The sequence below is a fragment of the Chitinophaga sp. YR627 genome (assembly GCF_900114995.1).
Classification (GTDB): Bacteria; Bacteroidota; Bacteroidia; order Chitinophagales; family Chitinophagaceae; genus Chitinophaga.
In genome coordinates this window covers 463,908-482,529 of the sequence record NZ_FOUX01000005.1, presented here as the reverse complement: position 1 = coordinate 482,529, position 18,622 = coordinate 463,908, and the positions used below count along the sequence as shown (strand labels likewise).

At 45.8% G+C, this 18,622-nt stretch carries 15 protein-coding genes; 5 read left to right on the top strand and 10 right to left on the bottom strand.

What is annotated here, in order from left to right; all coding sequences use genetic code 11:
- Positions 1–101: 101 nt before the first annotated feature.
- Positions 102–1,640: a trypsin-like peptidase domain-containing protein gene (locus tag BMZ72_RS26970; RefSeq protein WP_089812932.1), complete on the bottom strand. Its 1,539-nt coding sequence runs from the start codon at positions 1,638–1,640 to the stop codon at positions 102–104.
- 309 nt (positions 1,641–1,949) lie between these two features.
- The gene (locus tag BMZ72_RS26965; RefSeq protein WP_089812930.1) at positions 1,950–2,945 is read right to left on the bottom strand and encodes an acyl-CoA reductase; all 996 of its coding nucleotides are present in this window, start codon (positions 2,943–2,945) and stop codon (positions 1,950–1,952) included.
- Between the two features lie 95 nt (positions 2,946–3,040).
- Here BMZ72_RS26965 and BMZ72_RS26960 point away from each other — a divergent pair, with 95 nt between their 5' ends.
- The 5 genes from BMZ72_RS26960 (at position 3,041) to BMZ72_RS26940 (ending at position 7,570) form a co-directional block, all read left to right on the top strand.
- Positions 3,041–3,388, top strand: coding sequence for a 4Fe-4S dicluster domain-containing protein (locus BMZ72_RS26960; protein WP_012793531.1), 348 nt, complete (start codon positions 3,041–3,043; stop codon positions 3,386–3,388).
- A gap of 180 nt (positions 3,389–3,568) precedes the next feature.
- On the top strand, positions 3,569–4,558 hold the full coding sequence (locus BMZ72_RS26955) for a D-alanine--D-alanine ligase (protein ID WP_089812928.1): 990 nt from the start codon (positions 3,569–3,571) through the stop codon (positions 4,556–4,558).
- Positions 4,559–4,595: 37 nt separating this feature from the next.
- Positions 4,596–5,417, top strand: a complete 822-nt coding sequence (locus BMZ72_RS26950; protein WP_089812926.1) for a PASTA domain-containing protein — start codon at positions 4,596–4,598, stop codon at positions 5,415–5,417.
- 57 nt (positions 5,418–5,474) lie between these two features.
- Positions 5,475–5,783 (top strand): rhodanese-like domain-containing protein, encoded by a 309-nt coding sequence (locus BMZ72_RS26945; RefSeq protein WP_012793528.1) that lies wholly within the window; start codon positions 5,475–5,477, stop codon positions 5,781–5,783.
- Between the two features lie 155 nt (positions 5,784–5,938).
- On the top strand, positions 5,939–7,570 hold the full coding sequence (locus BMZ72_RS26940) for an FAD-dependent oxidoreductase (protein WP_089812924.1): 1,632 nt from the start codon (positions 5,939–5,941) through the stop codon (positions 7,568–7,570).
- Here the strand turns inward: BMZ72_RS26940 and BMZ72_RS26935 are convergent.
- The 8 genes from BMZ72_RS26935 to BMZ72_RS26900 form a co-directional block, all read right to left on the bottom strand.
- Positions 7,565–8,764, bottom strand: a complete 1,200-nt coding sequence (locus BMZ72_RS26935; RefSeq protein ID WP_089812922.1) for a hypothetical protein — start codon at positions 8,762–8,764, stop codon at positions 7,565–7,567. The two genes, BMZ72_RS26940 and BMZ72_RS26935, sit on opposite strands and share 6 nt — an antisense overlap.
- A gap of 41 nt (positions 8,765–8,805) precedes the next feature.
- Positions 8,806–9,651, bottom strand: a complete 846-nt coding sequence (locus tag BMZ72_RS26930) for a type 1 glutamine amidotransferase (RefSeq protein WP_089812920.1) — start codon at positions 9,649–9,651, stop codon at positions 8,806–8,808.
- 17 nt (positions 9,652–9,668) lie between these two features.
- The gene (locus BMZ72_RS26925) at positions 9,669–10,769 is read right to left on the bottom strand and encodes a carboxylate-amine ligase (protein WP_089812918.1); all 1,101 of its coding nucleotides are present in this window, start codon (positions 10,767–10,769) and stop codon (positions 9,669–9,671) included.
- A 215-nt stretch (positions 10,770–10,984) separates the two neighbouring features.
- Positions 10,985–12,106 (bottom strand): ATP-grasp domain-containing protein, encoded by a 1,122-nt coding sequence (locus BMZ72_RS26920; protein ID WP_089812916.1) that lies wholly within the window; start codon positions 12,104–12,106, stop codon positions 10,985–10,987.
- Positions 12,107–12,187: 81 nt separating this feature from the next.
- Positions 12,188–12,895, bottom strand: coding sequence for an alpha/beta fold hydrolase (locus BMZ72_RS26915; RefSeq protein WP_089812914.1), 708 nt, complete (start codon positions 12,893–12,895; stop codon positions 12,188–12,190).
- A gap of 174 nt (positions 12,896–13,069) precedes the next feature.
- Positions 13,070–13,915, bottom strand: coding sequence for a hypothetical protein (locus BMZ72_RS26910; RefSeq protein WP_089812912.1), 846 nt, complete (start codon positions 13,913–13,915; stop codon positions 13,070–13,072).
- 13 nt (positions 13,916–13,928) lie between these two features.
- Positions 13,929–14,789 (bottom strand): hypothetical protein, encoded by an 861-nt coding sequence (locus BMZ72_RS26905; RefSeq protein ID WP_089812910.1) that lies wholly within the window; start codon positions 14,787–14,789, stop codon positions 13,929–13,931.
- 228 nt (positions 14,790–15,017) lie between these two features.
- Positions 15,018–18,230: a TonB-dependent receptor gene (locus BMZ72_RS26900; protein WP_218155288.1), complete on the bottom strand. Its 3,213-nt coding sequence runs from the start codon at positions 18,228–18,230 to the stop codon at positions 15,018–15,020.
- Between the last annotated feature and the right edge of the window lie 392 nt (positions 18,231–18,622).

Here is an 18,622-nt window from a genome sequence, read left to right as displayed (position 1 = left end):
GGCGCTGTAGTGGCGTCTTTTTGTGTTTCTATACAAAAAAGAAAGTCCCGGTATCTACACCCGGGACTCTCCATCCTTAACCTATAAACCTATATGAAATCTTAGAACTCCTGACCGTTGGCCAGATCGATGTTGTAGTAGTATACACCATTCAGTTCAGGGTATACACCTTCCATCTGGACTTTCTTCTCCTTATCGAGTATCTTCTTCAGATCTTCTATTGAATTCACAGGTTGTCCGCCTGCTTTCAATATGATGAAGGAACGCTTCATATTCGTCTGTTTCTTCAGGATACCACTGCTGATGTTATCTACATATACACCACCACGTACGCCTACTTTTGCAGCATCGGCTTTGTTCAGTGTAATGAGGTCCGCACCCAGTGCATCCAGTACGCTGCTCTTCACAATGTCTGTATTACCGTCTGCATTTTTCAATACAGTAGATTGTGTAAACTGTTTGCCTTCGCGCAGGTAGCTGATGCTGATCTTATCACCTGGTTTGTAACGTGCGATCTGCTCGGTCATCTGTGGGATGGAAGGAGTGGATACACCATTGATACCTGTGATGATATCGCCTTTTTTGATACCTGCAGCTGCTGCAGAACCAGTTTCCACTACGCCTGTAACTGCTACACCACTGATATCTCTTCTGATACCTGCCTCTTCCCATCTTTCTTCAGGGATACTGTTTGGATCCTGATAGTAGATACCCAGATAAGCGCGTTGTACGTTACCATACTTCATCAGGTCATTTACCACTTTCTTTACCAGGTTCACCGGAATAGCGTAGGAATAACCTGCATACGCGCCGGTTGGAGAAGCGATGGCAGAGTTGATACCGATCAGTTCACCGGAAGTGTTGATCAATGCCCCGCCGCTATTACCCTGATTCACCGCAGCATCTGTCTGGATGAAGGATTCAATCGCATTTCTTCTGACCTGTTTGTTGATACCAATGGTACGTGCTTTGGCACTCACGATACCAGCAGTCACTGTCGTTTCCAGATTCAACGGATAACCTACTGCCAGTACCCACTGTCCGATCTCAATATCATCGGAGTTGCCATACAGCAGATAAGGGAGGTTTTTCGCGTCTATCTTGATCACTGCCAGGTCCGTGTTCGGGTCTGTACCAATGACTTTTGCTTTGTAAGTTTTGTAGTCGTTCAGCGTTACTGCTATTTCATCAGCATCGTCTACCACGTGGTTGTTAGTGATAATATAACCGTCGTCAGAGATCAGCACACCGGAACCGGATGCCATCTGACCTGGGACGTAATATTTGCGGCCGCCACCTTCACCCTGGAATTCATCTCCGAAGAAATCATCTCCGAAAAGATCCTGTAAAACGCTTCTTCTTCTCTGGAGGTTATTGCTAACCTGCCTGGGATTAATTTTCGTCTTAATGTGCACTACACCGGGAACAGCGACTTTTGCTGCCTGGCTGAAATCAGTTGGAGGTGTGGCATTTTTCACTTCTGACCCTGGCATGTAACGGGCGTAATTGACAGGGATGTCCTGGGATCCATTTTGATAGGGGCCTGTCTGCCGGGGTTGGAACCTGTTGTACGCATAGATGCTGGCAACAGCAGTTGCCGCGCTGATAAGAACAGTTGCCGCAATTTGCCGGAATTTCATATGTTTCGTTGTTTAAATTTAAAAAGTTTGTATAAGGAATGAATAACAATTTACATGCCTTCTGACACAAATTTAAGGGGCCACGACACTGTACGTAAGGTAACCCTTTTACTTTAACACATTTTTATATGAATAGTTAATATGATCTTAACGCCGGGGCTGACAGATTGTTGCTTTTCATGACAAGATTGTGTCTGTTTATATAACAAAAACCGTCATTCTTACAGTTACTGGTGGCGGGATTGACCAAAATGACTACGGGCAGCATTCCAGGAAGGAAGCTGCCCGTATAAATATGGGGAAGGAATACTACTGTAAACCTGTCAGGAATTGCATGGTGTCCACGCCATCCGCGAAATCGGAAAGGCTGGGTTGCTGTGCAGTCCCAAAAGGAGTGAAGCCATGTCCTACGATACATTGCAGGTCATTATTAGCGTTCAGTTCTTCCGTCAATACGTTTTTATCTGCATAATGGCTGTAATGCAGTACGCTGAGTGGAGAGAAGAGGGAGGCAGATTCCTGTAAAATGATATTGTCGTTTGCCATGTATAGTCCGCTGTTCAGCAGGATCAGGGCAAGATTATAATCGTAGTTATTCTTGTACTTATGATGATCTGCGAGATAAGCATATTTCCGGAGTCCTTTGATCAGGGCTTCGAAATTGTATCCGTCCGGTACGAATATCTTCGTCACGTTTCTGCATCCCAGTCCGAAATACAGCATCACGTCATCTGCCAGCGCTTCCAGTTCCTCCGGGGTTTCCGTTCCATCCAGGATGGCCACAGAGGTACGGTTACGACGAATGATATGCGGATACTGTGCAAAGTAATATTCAAAATACCGTGCAGAGTTGTTGCTGCCTGTCGCGATGTAGGCATCACAATTCTTCAGCATTTCCTGTACAAGTGTCTGCTCTGCGTATTGCGGATACCATTCACTGATCTTATCTATGACATGCTGCATCAGCACCACATCTTTGGAAGACAGCTTCAGGCGTACCTGATGGCCGCTCAGGAAGCCGCATAACCAGTCATGGAAACCCACCAGCGGAATATTACCAGCTGCTACGATACCGACTGAACGGGGATTAACTGCCGGAGCAGGATAACCCGCGAGCCAGCTGTTAAGCCGGGTTTCGTCCAGGTAATAGCGGCAAATATTTTGCAGGGATAGGTCTATGAATTCGTGGGTAAACCATCCGTTAGCCTGAAATGCCCTGTCCTTCACAGCCTGTAACGCAGGATCGTTGCCTGACAGGTACTGACCCAAACGCACAAGGGCTGCTACTTTTTCTGTACTGCTCATGAAATCTCTATATAAATAATTAACTTTTTAAACCTAGATATTCTATTTTTGTCTGCAAAATTAATGGCTTACTACTTAAACAAAAAGTTTATACTATGGCAATCAAGATAACAGACGAATGTATTAATTGTGGTGCTTGTGAACCTGAGTGTCCAAATAACGCTATTTATGAGGGTGGCGTTGAATGGGCAATGGCTGATGGCACCTCTATTAAAGGCGGGTTCGTGATGATGGACGGTTCTACTATCGATGCTGACCAACGTAACGCGCCAATTGCTGTAGACAGTTATTACATTGTTCCAAACAAATGTACAGAATGCCAGGGCTTCCATGAAGAGCCTCAGTGTGCGGCTGTTTGTCCGGTAGATTGCTGCGTTCCTGACGAAATGTATCAGGAAACAGTGGATGATCTGCTGGCTAAGAAAGAAAAATTACATATGTAATATCATCATACAGGAAGCTTAAGGAACTACCCGGTAACTGGTCATCGATAATCATCGGAACGCATACCGGAACCTGAAGGGAAGAAAGGATCAAAACTTTCTTCCCTTTTCTTTTAACCTAAAAAAAGTTCACATCCACCATTTTTCTATTAACTTTATCCGCTTATTATTAAATTATATATGAAAAAGAACATCGCCCTGGTAGCCGGCGGATACTCCGGTGAATATGTAATTTCAGTTCAAAGTGCAGCCGTAATAGAGAAACATCTTGACAGCAGCAAGTATAATGTCTATAAGATCTCTGTTACCCGCGATGGATGGAACTACACAGGTTCCGATGGTCAGCTGATCGCTGTAGACAAGAACGATTTTACATTGACTATCAATGGGGATAAGGTGAAATTTGACGCAGTTTTTATCGGTATACATGGTACACCAGGTGAAGACGGCCGTTTACAGGGATATTTTGAAATGCTCGGTATTCCATTCACCAGCTGTGGAATGGTAACCTCTGCCCTGACATTCAATAAGAGCTACTGTAACAAGGTAGTAGCCTCTCTGAATCTTGTAAATGTTTCAAAATCAGTACATATCTTCAAAGATCAGCCTTATGATACCCAGGCTATCCTCCAGGAACTGAAACTGCCCGTGTTTGTAAAACCTGCAGAAGGTGGCAGCAGCATCGGCATGTCTAAAGTGAATACAGCGGAAGAACTGGCTCCTGCTATCGAAAAGGCCTTCAATGAAGATGTACAGATCCTTATAGAAGAGTTCGTGAAAGGCAGAGAGATCACCTGTGGTCTTTACAGATCAAATGGTGAGTTCACGGTACTCCCTGTAACCGAAATCATCAGCAGTAAAGAATTCTTCGATTACGAAGCGAAATATACCCCGGGTGTTTCCAGAGAGGTGACGCCTGCAGAAGCACCGGATGAAATAGTGAACCTGATCCAGGAGACCGCCAAAAAGCTGTACAGTAAACTGAACTGTCGTGGTATTGTGAGAATGGACTTCATCTGGGAAGAAGCCAGCAACCGCCTGTTCTTCCTGGAAGTGAATACGATGCCGGGACAGTCTGAAAACAGCATCGTACCTCAGCAGGTAAGGGCCGCTGGTAAAACCCTTCAGGAGTTTTACGGCACATTAATTGAAGAATGCCTGAGGAAATAACAACACCTGAGTTCATTTTAACGTTAAAATATAATCTGTGTTCAATTCAATAACTAAACGCTCCTTCGGCTTTAATCTGCTGGTTATCATAGGGATCTTTGCCGTTCTGGGGTTGCTTTTCTTTTCATTACTGGGAATTATCACAAAACACGGGGATACCCTTACCGTACCTGACGTTTATAAGAAAAATATACAGGAAGCCACTATGATCCTCGAAAAAGAAGGATTCAGCGTGGATGTAAGAGATTCAATTTATGTTGACAGTCTGCCAGGTCTGGCCGTATGGGAACAAACACCCGCCAGAGGATCTGTTGTAAAAGTAGGTCGCACGATCTACCTGACAGTTAACAAGGTGATCCCACCAATGGTACAGATGCCTGATCTGACCGGTCTGACCTTCCGCAGTGCTGAAATGACCCTGCATAGTCTCAGACTCAATGTTGGCGATACGATCTATAAACCAGACTTCGCTACCAATACTGTATTACAACAGCTGCTGAACGGTAAAACCGTTAAGCCTGGCAGAGATATTCCGGAGGGTAGTAACATCACCCTCGTACTGAGCAGTGGTACCGGTAATACAGAAAACCCTGTTCCGGACCTGACTGGTATGACCTACCTGGAAGCAAAAGAAACCCTGAGCGCCAGTAACCTGGGCCTCGGTACTGTGATCATCGATCCTTCCGTGACAGATACAGCAAATGCTTTTGTGGTAAAACAGATCCCGCTGCGTAAAAACAGCCTGAACGAAACAAATATGATCCGTGCAGGAGAAAGTATCGATATCTGGTTGTCCAACTCCCGTCCTGAAAAGGATAGTGGTGTAGCGCCGCCAGCTCCGGTAGATGAACAGCAGTAATAAGCACACAATACCTTAATATTGCTGTATAAATCAAAAACATAAAAATTTACAGCCATGGAAAATATAAGCGCAGCAGACGTGAAACAGCGCATTGACAGCGGCGAAACCCTGAACCTTGTAGATGTAAGGGAACCGCATGAACATGAAGATTTCAATATAGGCGGTAAGCTGGTGCCATTAGGCGAAATCCGTGCAATGCAGGTAGATGAACTGGAAGATCTGAAAGACCAGGAAGTAATTGTTTACTGCCGTAGCGGTGGCCGTAGCGGACAGGCAGCGATGATCCTGGAAACAATGGGTTTCCAGAATGTAAAGAACCTGACAGGCGGTATGCTGGCCTGGCAGGACCAGTTCGGTAAATAACTGATCAGTCGCACATCATTCATAAATGCCTTCCGGCTTGTACTTCGCCAACAGCGGGTCAGTGTCCGGAAGGCTTTTTTACAGCTATCCGCCTTCATGCGCATCGCCAACTGATGCTAACCCAGATCCCACGCTAACCCGTTAAATCCACTGTTATGAAACATATATGGATCCTTTGTTTCTCCTCCCTGCTGACTTACACAGACACCATCGCCCAGACCACTACAGAAGCTGATATCGTTATCTATGGCGGTACATCTGCTGCTATCACTGCCGCTGTGCAGGCCAGCAGAATGCATAAGTCTGTTGTAGTGGTATCGCCTGACCAGCATCTCGGCGGACTATCAGCCGGCGGCCTCGGATTCACTGACACTGGTAATAAAGAAGTGATCGGTGGACTCGCCCGTGAGTTCTATCATCGCATATATATGCATTATCAGCAGCCTGCTTCCTGGAACTGGCAGGAACAATCTGCTTATGGCAACAGAGGCCAGGGAACACCTGCAATAGATGGTACAGACCGTACGATGTGGATCTTCGAACCTCATGCCGCAGAAAAGGTATTTGAAGATTTTGTAAAGGAATACAAGATCAAAATTTACCGCAACGAATGGCTGGACAGAAAAGCCGGTGTGACTAAAAAAGGGCAACAGATCACAGCGATCAAAACACTCAGTGGCAAAACCTTTAAAGGAAAGATGTTCATCGATGCTACCTATGAAGGAGATCTGATGGCAGCTGCCGGCATCTCTTATAGTGTTGGTCGGGAAGCGCGTAGTGAGTTCAATGAAACCTGGGCTGGTGTGCAGACAGACGTGTTTCAGCATGGACATCATTTTAAGAAACCGGTTAGCGCATATCAGATACCTGGTGATCGTAATAGTGGATTGTTACCACTTATTTCAGATCAGGCGCCCGGTGAAAAGGGGAGTAGCGATAAAAGGATTCAGGCGTATTGCTTTCGGTTATGTCTGACGGATCTACCGGCAAACCGTATTCCATTCACCCGTCCTGCAGATTATGACTCCACACAATATGCTTTGCTGCTGCGCGTATTTGCAACCGGCTGGAATGAGGTCTTCAACAAATTTGATCCCATCCCCAATCATAAAACAGATGTCAATAACCACGGTCCTTTCAGTATGGATTACATTGGTATGAACTACGATTATCCGGATGCCTCTTATGAGAAAAGGAAGGAAATTATCGCAGCGCATACAGCTTATCAGCAGGGATTATTATACTTTATGGCCACAGACCCACGCGTGCCGGATAGCATCCGCATACGTATGGGGAAATGGGGCCTTTCCCGCGATGAATTCAAAGATAATGGCAACTGGCCTCACCAACTGTATATCCGCGAAGCAAGACGCATGAAAGGGCTGGAGACGATGACGGAAAATGAAGTATTAGGCAGGAATAAAGTATCCAACGCTATCGGTATGGGTTCTTATACACTGGACTCGCACAATGCGCAGCGTTATGTAAAAGAAGACGGCACTGTGCAGAATGAAGGTGATATTGGCGTGGAAATACCTGTCCCTTATCGTATCAGTTATGGCTCCATCGTACCGAAAAAGGCAGAATGCACGAATCTGCTGGCACCGGTATGTTTGTCCTGTACACACATCGCTTACGGTTCTGTGCGGATGGAACCTGTGTTCATGATTCTCGGACAAAGCGCTGCTACTGCCGCCATTCAGGCCATTGAAAGTAAAAAAGCTATACAGGATATTAGCTATGAGCAACTGAAAGCCCAGCTGCAAAAAGATAAGCAGCGTTTATAAGGCGTCTTCAAAAAAGGCACAGCTGCCGCCGGTCCAGTTCTGCGGTTTACCCTGTGATACGCCGATCATTTTACTTTTACTGATACGGGCGAGGTTGTGCGCCAGAATAGGTACCGGACTACCATCCGGCCAGATGTACATCATGCGTATTTCGCAATAGGCAGGACCTTCTGGTGTTTCTATGGCAGGAGCGTATTGTACTTTATGTTGCAGTATCCAGTTTCCCGGATCGGTGATCTTATCAATATCCGCTTGTGTGACGTCTATCAGGACACCTTGTCCTGCAAAGGAGAAGAGCGGTTTTAATACATAGTTTTCAAGATCGGAAGGGATCACCGGTAATTCATCCAGAAACCAGCTTTTGGGCGCATATTCACTGTGTATGAATGGTAATATGTATTTGCTGATGCGGTAAAACCAGTTTGGATGTGTGATCCATTCAACGTCGAGGTCCTGGAACAGGCTGACGTGTTTTCCTAATTTATCATGCTGCCGGTGCAGGTCATCAAAGATCACACGGTTGTAGATCCTTTTGATCTGTATTCTCCGACCATCCTTTTCATAGTACAGTTTCTTACCCTCGTGTATCAGTTCTGTCACGCAGACAGGCTGAATACCTAACTGCTTTTCAGTATAATAAAAGTCGATCCTTGTTTTTTGTTCGTGTGGCTTTACTTCCAGCAGTACTACTTCTTCCGGTTGATATTCGCCAAGGATCACATCTTTCAGTAACTGAAAATAGCTGTCTGCATTGAGTCCGCCGAAGAAGTTATTCACCGTATCAGGAATATTGAAATGTGTCCTGAACTGTCTGGCCATTAATTCCTGGAATGCATACAATGATGGGAATCCCTGTAATTCTATCAGTCTTGGCGTCAGCGCACCTTGTTCATCGCGACATACTGCAAAGTCGATCACCATGAAATGAGGATGATCGTTTTCATGTGGTACTTTCAGCTGGTGGGGAATAGCATTCTTTGTCAATTCCTTAAAGTCGGGACGCAGGATCACTTCAATGATCTCATCACAGGCTTTTTTGAGTTGGGCCGTCAGTTGTGCAGGAATGAACACGGGTGTTTCCGCTACTTTAAAAACAGGCGCTTCTCCTGCTTCCGCAGCAATGCCTTCGAGGAAATCCTGGTATTGTCTGTGTGTGAACTGATGGTTATATGCTGTACGTATTGAAGGGATCATGGTTGTGAGTTAAAGTCCACAGGCCGGTATGCTGCACTGTCTTACGCTTCAATTGTGCCAGAAACGGACTGTTTAAAAATAGCATTGTCCAGGAATGCGGGAATGAATTCGTCATGGGTGAGCATGATCTTATCCGGATCGGAAAGGTGTTCCAGCATGCTATAGTATTTCTCAGCACCATAGTTGGTGATGACCTGGTTCTTTTTTTCCTGTTGTAGCAGATACATCCGCATACCGGTAGCATCTGCTTCCGGATGGAACTGTGTACCAATGCAATAGTCACTGAAACGGATGGCCATCGTTGCTCTTTCCAGCGGTACATGCGGCCTTTCTTTTTCAAGTGCCAGCACGGTAGCGCCGGTGGTGGCCATTTGTTCCTGATCGAGTTCTATGACCTGCCAGTTGCGGCTGTCTACGATGAAGTAAGGATCGGGTAGTTCGTTGAATACCAGTTCGCCTTCACCAGCCGTTGTTTTATGAACGGGAAACACGCCGAAAGCAGGCGATCTGCGGCGGCATACATTCCCTAATTTCAGATAACGGCACATCAGCTGAAAGCTGTGGCAGATCAATAATACCTGTTTCTTGTCGTCCTTTGTTTTATTCCATTGCCTGATCTCTTCCATCAATCCGAAGTAGCGGGTTTCCCACTCGCTGCCTTCGCTGTCCAGCGGACTGCCAGGGCCACCGGTGGAGATGTATATATCATAAGAGAGATCGGGTACCTGTTGCGCTATCCGTACTTCATATTCATGGAATACCACGTCCAGTGCATGCTTTTCTGCATAGCTGGTCAATATCTCCCGTATACAGCGCATGCCTTCATTAGGCACCTGCTCGTACATGTCCAGGATGGCAATTTTCCAGTGCTGCTTAGTCGGTATCATACTGCAAAGGTACACGTTTAGCAGTCTTTCAGAAAGCTATTGGTGATGAAGTCGGTAACCGACACCAGATCTTTGGTGTCGGTGTATACTTTTAACTGCTGATCCGCACCCGTACCGTTTTCGAGAATATTGAGGGTACGCTGTATATAATGACGGCTGCCCAGTTCATCCACTACGTCGTCCACAAAGTCGAGCAGTTCATGGATCAGTGCTCTGGCATTGACTTCTGTTTCCTTCCCAAAGTCGATCAGGTTACCGTCAATACCGTAGCGGGATGCCCGCCATTTGTTTTCATTGACCAGTGCCCGGTTATAGATGATGAAGTTGAGATTCTGCATGCGCAGTTTGTAAATCTTTGCGCAGACAGCCTGGAACAGTGCCGCGAGTGTACAGGTTTCCAATACGGTAAGCGGTACGTCGCAGATGCGGAATTCCACTGTATTGAAGAAAGGATGTACCCGCAGGTCCCACCATACTTTCTTGGGGTTATCAATACAGTTGGTTTTTACGAGCAACTGGATATATCTGTCGTATTCTTCGATACTGGCAAAGTAATCGGGGATGCCGGTACGGGGGAATTTATCAAATACCTTGGTACGGTAAGATTTAAAACCGGTGTTACGGCCTTCCCAGAAAGGGGAGTTCGTACTGAGCGCAAATACGTGCGGCAGGAAATAACGTACCGAGTTGGCGATATGCAGGGCCATTTCCCTGTTTTCCATGCCCACGTGCACATGTAGTCCGAAGATGAGGTTGGAGCGGGCGGCATCCTGCATTTCATTGACGATCTCAAAGTAGCGGGGATTGTCTGTAATGTGCTGGAACTGCCATTTGGAGAAAGGATGTGTACCGGAAGCGCCAATGCTGTATCCCAGGTCACCAGCTATGCTGGCAATTGTCTTGCGCAGCATGGATACATCTTCGCAGGCTTCATCGATGTTGGCGCATATCTCTGTGCCTACTTCTACAACTGCCTGGTGAAACTCGGCTTTTACTTTATCTCTAAGCACCTTGTGGGCTTGTTCTACGATCTTTTGTTCATGAGATCTCAGTTCTCTGGTCTGGGGGTCCATGACCATGTATTCCTCTTCAATACCGAGGGTGAAGTTGTTGAGCATGCGGTGATTCAATTAAGAATTAGGATTTATGAAACAGGAATTGAGCGTAAATAGCTGACACTTCAATTACGAATTGCTGATCCTAATTCCCCCAAAGTTATTCTTTCTTTTCAGTCGAAAATCATGTGGGGAATAATTTAGAAACAGGAGTCCGGAACTGCCGGTTCAGGGCTTTGACGATCAATTCCTGCTATGTAATTCCTAATTGAATACAATTACTCTTCTTTCTTTTTTGTCTTCTTCACGGCCGTCTTTCTGGCCGGCGTCTCTTTCTCTTCCACTTTCGGCGCCTTTGGCTCCTTCAGTGTTTTGGTATCTTTTGGCGGCTTGGCAGGAGAGACAGCAGTCGGCTTTTTAGCGGCTACTCTCTTTGCCCCGGGTACGATCGCGGTTTGCTGGCCCTGAATAGCGTGTTGCAGGAAATTCCCCCAGGTCAGGTTATCTGTGCCTGGCGTCTGCTGTTGCGCACGCTGTATGGCGTAGGTAGCCGCAGTTTCCACCACCCATTCAAAGTTCTCTGTACCAATCACTTTTTCATTTGTTTCAGGAGCGGGATTCCAGAAGTCGATTACATAAGGCACACCGTTCTGAATGGCGATTTCAACGGAATTGAAATCATATCCGAGGTATTGGTTCAGTTGTGCTACCTGGTCGGCAATGGTATTCAGCAGCGTGGTATCGCCTGAGTCTTCCGTCAGGTAACGCTGGTTTTCCGGCTGATATGGATCGTAAGGTATTACGCGTACATATCTGCCGCCTATGCAATAACAACGATAGTAAGACTGGTATTTGATCTCTTCCTGCAGCATCATGACCAGCTGTCCGGTGCGGGCATGTTGTGCAAAGAACTCCTCACGGTCATGTATTTTATACACATGTTTCCAGCCACCGCCATTGTATGGTTTCATGTAGGCAGGAAAGCCGATATGATCAAAGATAGCATCCCAGTCGAAGGGGTAGACCAGGTTTCTGAAGGATTGATCGCTTGTATTGAGGGGAAGATCTCTGGAGGGGATCAGTGCCGTTTTAGGCACTTTTACACCGGTGCGGTGTGCCAGTTCATTGTTGACGAATTTGTCGTCAGCACTCCACCAGAAAGGGTTGTTGATAACCGCAGTACCATCAAGTGCGGCCTGTTTAAGCCAGGTGCGATAGAAGGGTACGTCCTGGGAGATGCGGTCAAGGATGACAGTATAGCCGGAGGGGGTACCCTGTATCACTTTCTCGATGGATATTGCTTCTGCTGTGATTCCGTCTATCTGTTTGTCATTCACACGATCGATAAAGGCCTGCGGAAAGCCATTTTCCTGGCCGAAAAGGAGTCCTATTTTTTTCATCTGTAAAGAGTTTTACTGTTTGGTTATCCGTCGTTTACAACAGCCGCCGATGAAAATCAATATTCGCGCCAACAGTAGAGGCTATTTGATCAGGGACAGGTAGTAAGGCAGCATCTCCAGCCAGGTGGGCCAGTCGTGTGTCTTGTTAGGCCTTACGTCCAGCCAGTGCATAATGCCTTTATTATGAAGGATGCCGGACATTGTCTCATTCTGGCTACGGGTAATGTCTTTTTCAGCTACGCCCAGGATAATTCCCATCCGCCAAAGGGCTTCATGCGGATTAGCCGGCATAAAATCTACCGGGTTATTATAATATACATTGTCGTCATAATGGCCGTTCAGCCGGGCTTTTACGTCAAAAACACCGCTGAGACTGAACAGATAAGAAACTCTTTCCGGGTACCGGAAGGCAAAGTTTGCTGCATGGTAACCACCGAAACTACAGCCGGCTACTGCAATACGCTGAACGCCTGTTTCTTCAGTCACTTTTTCCAATATCTCATGCCGGAGCATATTGTCATATCTGATGTGATGAAGGGCTCTTTCAGCCGGGGTGATGTGTATATTATACCAGCTATGTACGTCCACTGTATCGGGACAGTACACTTTGATCAGCTGGTTGTTGATAAACCATTCCAACGCCTGTATTACACCTCTGTCCCTATGTTCATAGTGCCTTCCCATGGAGGTAGGGAAGAGTATCAGCGGATAGCCCTCTTCTCCATACACCAGCATTTCAAATTCATGGCCCAGGTGCGGGGAATGCCATTTGTAATGTTGTTCCAGCATGGTTATAAATATAAGGAAAAAAAATTAAGCACCCGACCTGCAACAGATTGACATACCATGGTTTTTGACGGACGGTTAATGGCATAAAGAAAAGGCGTCCAGCTATATAGCGGACGCCTTCCTTCTGTCTTAATATATTGGTACAGGTTAAAGCGGATCTTGACCTGTGGTAAATTACAGATCGCTCGGCAGCAGGAACGTATACTTCAGATTGTATGAAGTCTTCCTGCTGGAAACTATTGTGCCACCTCTTGTCAGCTGCTCATGCTGACTCATAGAGGTGGCAAAGTTATCAGCGTCGTAGGTATAGGCATTGGTGATGGTCTGTACAGAACCATCAGGATATTGTGTTGTTTTGGTGATCACGTTGTTGGAAGACATCCAGCCGGCGCTTTCTTCTGCGTCGAAAATGAAGTGCGTGAAGGAAGCTCCTTTATAGTTCGGCTTCTCATCATAAGTATAAGAGATCGTTGTGATACGGGTGCTTTCGGTATTTCTGTATACCGGTATCTCGCGGCGATCAGTTACCCGGCCTCTGGCGTCTCTTACCATCAGATCTTTACGTGTCAGCAGGTAAGGAGCGATCACACCGTCTATCTCATAGTGATAAATACCTACGATCTTGTTGCCGTTATCATACGCAAGACTATCATAACCATTTTTCAGGCCGCTATAGGAAGAGAATAATATCACTTTCCCCACTCTGCCTTCTGCGTCATACTCTACTTCTTTGGCTTTGGCACCTACGTTGCCGAACTCATTGGAAACGTAAGTAAAAGAAATCCTGCCTGTAGTATCGAAGCGGATCATTTCGGAATGAAAATCCTCCGTTGTAACATCTGAGGTCTCGAAGATCGCTACCCTGTTACGTCTGTCGTAAGAATAGGAACTGGTTTTCAGCGCGCGATCGTTCTGAGGCTCCATGGTGGAAAAAGCTCTTTCTCCCTGCGGACCGTCGTCCTTCTTACAGGAAGCAAAGCATGTGATAAATAAAGCTGCAGTTAGTAGAAGTCTAATCATGTATTATGAGCAGTTATTTGTCGAGAATTTTGTACTTGATAGCAAATTTGCTGGTATTGTTGTACACTTCGGCGCCGCCCTGAGTAGCCTTTCTGGTGCGAAAGATGGAGTCCGGGTAGTTGCCTCTGTCGTAGGTGTATAAGTTATTGATTGTAACCACAGAATCGCCTGCAGGATATCTTGTTACCTGCGTAAGCGGATTATTGGCTGATAACCAGGTGATACCGTTGTTCAGATCCATTACGAACAGGTCCGCTGGTTTTATCATGAAATTGATCGCATCGTCATAAGTATAGGTAGCTGTGCTGATGGTATCCTTGCTTTCGGTATCGCCGGATAATGGCAATATGTGTCTGGCAATGATGTTGCTTTTGCTGTCCCATACCATTGTCTCCTTGCTATAAAAGGCAAATTGAGGAGTGACGTCGTTGTTTGGTTTACTATGATAAATGGCGGACAGTTTTCCCTCACTGTTGTACACCAGGCTGTCGTAACTCAGCCGGTTCCAGGTAGTAGGGGATATATGATTGATAATGACCAGTTTATTATTGCTGTTGTAAGCGAAGGTGATTGTTTTCAGCAGGGCAGATGGATCAGCTTCCGTATTTGTGTTGATGCCGGTCATACGACTGTCAGCATCAAATATAGGGTCCTGTCTGAAGTAATAATTTCTATTGAGATCGGCTATTATGTAGTAATCAACCCTTTGTTTGTCATCGAGTTGCAACATGGTGTAGTTCTTCATATTACCGCCGTCGAGGGTAAAGAATACCCGGTCCTTTGGGATAGGATCTTCCGTAACGGGTGCATCATCCTTTTTACAGGATGCGAACAATGATGTAAGGAGTACTGCGCTTAGCAGGATCTTTCTCATAGAGTAATAGGGAACCATTTATAATAGCCGGATCGCATCTGAAGATACGGATCCGGGTACAAATATATGTCTTATTTTAAATGTGTGTATCACTTTGTGGGCCTGCAATTGCGCTAAATTTAGGTTAACGCGAACGGGGGTTCGTTAAGTCGTTCAGTGTGAACAGGTAGCAAAAAAAAGGTCCCGCCATAGGCGAGACCTTTTTTTATATTTTTTGCTGAATACTGCTTATCTGAAGATATAGCGGAAGCCCAGCTGACCCTGCCAACGAGCAGACTGTAAACCGAAATCATCGATCTGGGCAACAGTCTTGTTGTCGTATTTGGTAGGAGCTTTAAAGTTATAAGTCGGAGTAGTTCCGTTAGCCGCAAAACCAACGAAGTCGATCAGACCGTAGTTGTTATAGCTCATACCTGTACGGGTAGAGTATACGCGACCCCAGTCATTATTGATCATGTTACCCAGGTTGAATACGTCGAAGGAGATCTGTAAAGTATGACGTTTACCATTTTTCTGGGTGATGTAGATATCCTGTGCAATGTGCAGGTCAAAGATGTGTGTGAACGGAGTTCTCAGACCATTCTTTGGTGCATATTCGCCTCTGTGTTTGCTCAGATAGCTATCACCATTGATGAACGCATCCAGTGCAGCCCACTGTTGTTCAGGAGTAACAGTAGCACCGTTAGCCTGGTAAGATACGAGGTTGATCTCTGATGCACTTCTTGGGATGTAGATCAGGTTCAGGCCTTTATCACTGCTGGAACCGTTGTAGTCACCAACGATGTTGGTGTTAGGAATATCTCTGTAACCGTAAGAGAATCTTTCGCCGGACTGACCAGTGTAATACAGGGTAACAGTCGTACCGAAATGTTTCAGGTATTCTTTCTTGTAAGTTACAGAAGCGATGATCCTTGAACCGAGGTCGAAGATAGAGTTACCCAGGTCGATATCGTTACGGCCTCTGATGTTAGCAACTCTCCACTGAGAAGAGTTCTGAGAAGATTGACCGTCGTTGATGCTCTTGGAACGGCCGTAAGTGTAAGCAGCCATTGCGCTGAAACCACCATAGAAGGTTTTCTGTAACTGAGCAGTCAGGTTGTAAGAGTAACCTTTGCTGGTGTTATCAGCATACATGATATCAGTGTAGTTACCCAGAATGGTTTTACCTACATTTTTCCACATCGGACGGTTGTCGCTACCGCTACCGGTTACATTAGTACCAGCAGGGATGTATGACAGATTGTAGTAAGCAACGTTGTTGATGTTCTTAGTGTAGATTGCTTCTAAGCTACCCACCATACCCCAGGGCAATTTCTGATCAACTGCGAGGCTGGTTCTGAATACCTGAGGGAATTTGAAGTCTTTTGCAAACAGATCGATCTTACCTGATGGCGCAGCAGTGATGCTAGGCTGAGCATAAGGATCAGATACAAAAGGAATCGGGTTGTTGGTACCGCCGGTTGGTTTGGTAGAATCGTAAGCGAGTCTCATACCACCCAGGGTAACACCATTGTTATTATAGATACCACCTAACCAAACATAAGGGATACGGCTGGTGAAGATACCGGCACCACCACGGATCTGGGTGGTCTGGTCACCTTTCACGTCCCAGTTGAAGGCAAAGCGTGGAGACAGCAGGATCTTAGCGTCTGGTTTAACACCTGTCTGTGCGCCTTTGATATCCCATTTACCGGCAGCAACTACCTGAGGCAGTACGTTGGTATTGAAATCATTGTTTACAGCGGGATCAGTCAGCAGCATAGGGAGGTCAGCACGAACACCCAGTGATAAACGTAAACGATCAGTTACCTGGTAGTCGTCCTGTGCATACAGACCCAGTTGCAGTGCTTTGAATTTGGCAGCACCATTGGTGTTATCACCAGTAGTTTTATCTACAGCTGAGAAGGAACGGTTGTACTGGGTTGGTGATTTGTCATTCATGAAATCATCCAGGGTAGCGAAAGTATAAGAACCAAAGTTCTGACCGATAAATACGTTGGTCATATTATAGAACTCGTTACTTGTACCCAGGGAGATGGTGTGTTTACCTCTGTACAGTTCCAGGTTATCAGTCAGGGTCAGTACGTCCTGTTTCAGCAGGTTAGCTGCAGAAAACTCTTCAGTACCAAAGCTGACAGATTCTCTTGAAATGAATACGGAAGTATATGGAGCGCCGGTGATACCACGGTCGTCTCTTACGAAGTTAGCACCTAACAACAGGGAGTTGGACGCCCTGTTGCCGAACTGGCTTTTCAGCTCAGCAGTGGTAGCGTTGGTGGTAGAAGGGAAGGAGATACCCTTGTTAGAGAAGGTGATAGTTGAAGCGCTGGATTTACCAGGGCTTACGCTTTCACCATGTGTATACTGGTGACGGATAGTGAATTTGTTGGATTCGTTGATGTTCCAGTCAATTCTTGCAAAGAACTTGCGGCCATCCAGTGTGTTTTCAGTTGTTTCGTATCCACCCGGATCGTAACCCGCTGCACGCAGTTTAGCTTCCAGTGCATCCAGCTGAGCTCTTGAAGCCGGAGTAGCACGGCCGTTCGCATATGTTTCGTAAGTGAAAGGCTGCGGACGGTTTTCTTTCTGCCACTCTGCGTTGATGAAGTAGAACAGTTTATTTTTGATGATTGGACCACCTAAACGTGCACCGTATGTTTTGGAAGAGAAATCTGCCAGTTTGGTACGTTTGCTTTCGTCTTTGGTGGGTGTTTTACCAGCAAGGCTTTCATTACGCACAAAGTAGTATGCAGAACCTTCTATTTCGTTGGTACCGCTTTTAGTTACAGCGTTGATAGCGCCACCGGCGAAACCACCCTGTTTAACGTCGAACGGAGATACGTTGATATTGAACTGGTCAATGATGTCAATACTGAACGGAGAAATACCGATCTGACCACCATTGGTACCATTTTCAGCCAGACCGAATACGTCGTTCTGTACCGCACCATCAACGAAAGTAGCGTTGTACTTGTTGCTGGTACCTGCGATAGAGATAGTCTGGTTACCGCTACCGTCTTTGGTCAGTTTCGCCTGAGGCGTTAAACGTACAAAGTCGGTCAGGTTTCTACCTACGGAAGGCAGGGCTTCAACCTGTGTACGGTTCAGAGTAGTCTGTGCACCCTTACGGTTAGAATTGAAGACAGTGCTTCTCTGGCCAATAACCTGTACTTCTTTGATATCCTGGGCTTTTTCGCCAAGGCTGATGTTCAGTCTGAATGGCTGACCGAGTGCGAGGAAGATATCGCCCTGGTTGTATTCAGTGTAACCGATAAAGGTTGAAGTTACTTTGTATGGACCGCCAACGTTCATGTTGGGGATACGGTAGTAACCTTCCGCATCGGTTGTTGTTCCGTATTTGGTACCTGAGGGCAGATGGATCACAACAACGGTAGCCCCGGGTAACGCCTCCTTCGCAGGACCGGTGATTCTACCAATCAAGCTACTGGTAGTTACCTGTGCAAACGAAGTGATTGTGCTAAACAGAACAATGAATGTAAATAGTAGTCTTCTAAATCCCATATAAGAGCAGTTTGATTTATGACGCAAAATTGGGGAATAAATCCTAACGAATTTTAACTTGAAATTAACAAATTGTTATGCGATTGATCCTATTAGGTTTATAGGATACAATTTTGGATGGTTGCCACTTTTAACAGCCATTTGATCGAGTTTGTTCAAGAAACTGGCTTGGAATTTCTAAAAAATCGAATAGAAAACTTTTAAATACCTTAAATATAGTCGCGTACGTCGTAAAATTATCCAGTTTTAGCATTGATGGATTGATATACATATAATAATATATGCATCGGCTTACCTGAAAGTAACCAGAA

Coding starts and splice junctions, on each gene's coding strand:
- BMZ72_RS26960 (WP_012793531.1), top strand. CDS start 3,041: ATGGCAATCAAGATAACAGACGAATGTATTAATTGTGGTGCTTGTGAA.
- BMZ72_RS26915 (WP_089812914.1), bottom strand. CDS start 12,895: ATGCTGGAACAACATTACAAATGGCATTCCCCGCACCTGGGCCATGAA.
- BMZ72_RS26940 (WP_089812924.1), top strand. CDS start 5,939: ATGAAACATATATGGATCCTTTGTTTCTCCTCCCTGCTGACTTACACA.
- BMZ72_RS26910 (WP_089812912.1), bottom strand. CDS start 13,915: ATGATTAGACTTCTACTAACTGCAGCTTTATTTATCACATGCTTTGCT.
- BMZ72_RS26920 (WP_089812916.1), bottom strand. CDS start 12,106: ATGAAAAAAATAGGACTCCTTTTCGGCCAGGAAAATGGCTTTCCGCAG.
- BMZ72_RS26925 (WP_089812918.1), bottom strand. CDS start 10,769: ATGCTCAACAACTTCACCCTCGGTATTGAAGAGGAATACATGGTCATG.
- BMZ72_RS26955 (WP_089812928.1), top strand. CDS start 3,569: ATGAAAAAGAACATCGCCCTGGTAGCCGGCGGATACTCCGGTGAATAT.
- BMZ72_RS26970 (WP_089812932.1), bottom strand. CDS start 1,640: ATGAAATTCCGGCAAATTGCGGCAACTGTTCTTATCAGCGCGGCAACT.
- BMZ72_RS26965 (WP_089812930.1), bottom strand. CDS start 2,945: ATGAGCAGTACAGAAAAAGTAGCAGCCCTTGTGCGTTTGGGTCAGTAC.
- BMZ72_RS26935 (WP_089812922.1), bottom strand. CDS start 8,764: ATGATCCCTTCAATACGTACAGCATATAACCATCAGTTCACACACAGA.
- BMZ72_RS26945 (WP_012793528.1), top strand. CDS start 5,475: ATGGAAAATATAAGCGCAGCAGACGTGAAACAGCGCATTGACAGCGGC.
- BMZ72_RS26930 (WP_089812920.1), bottom strand. CDS start 9,651: ATGATACCGACTAAGCAGCACTGGAAAATTGCCATCCTGGACATGTAC.
- BMZ72_RS26905 (WP_089812910.1), bottom strand. CDS start 14,789: ATGAGAAAGATCCTGCTAAGCGCAGTACTCCTTACATCATTGTTCGCA.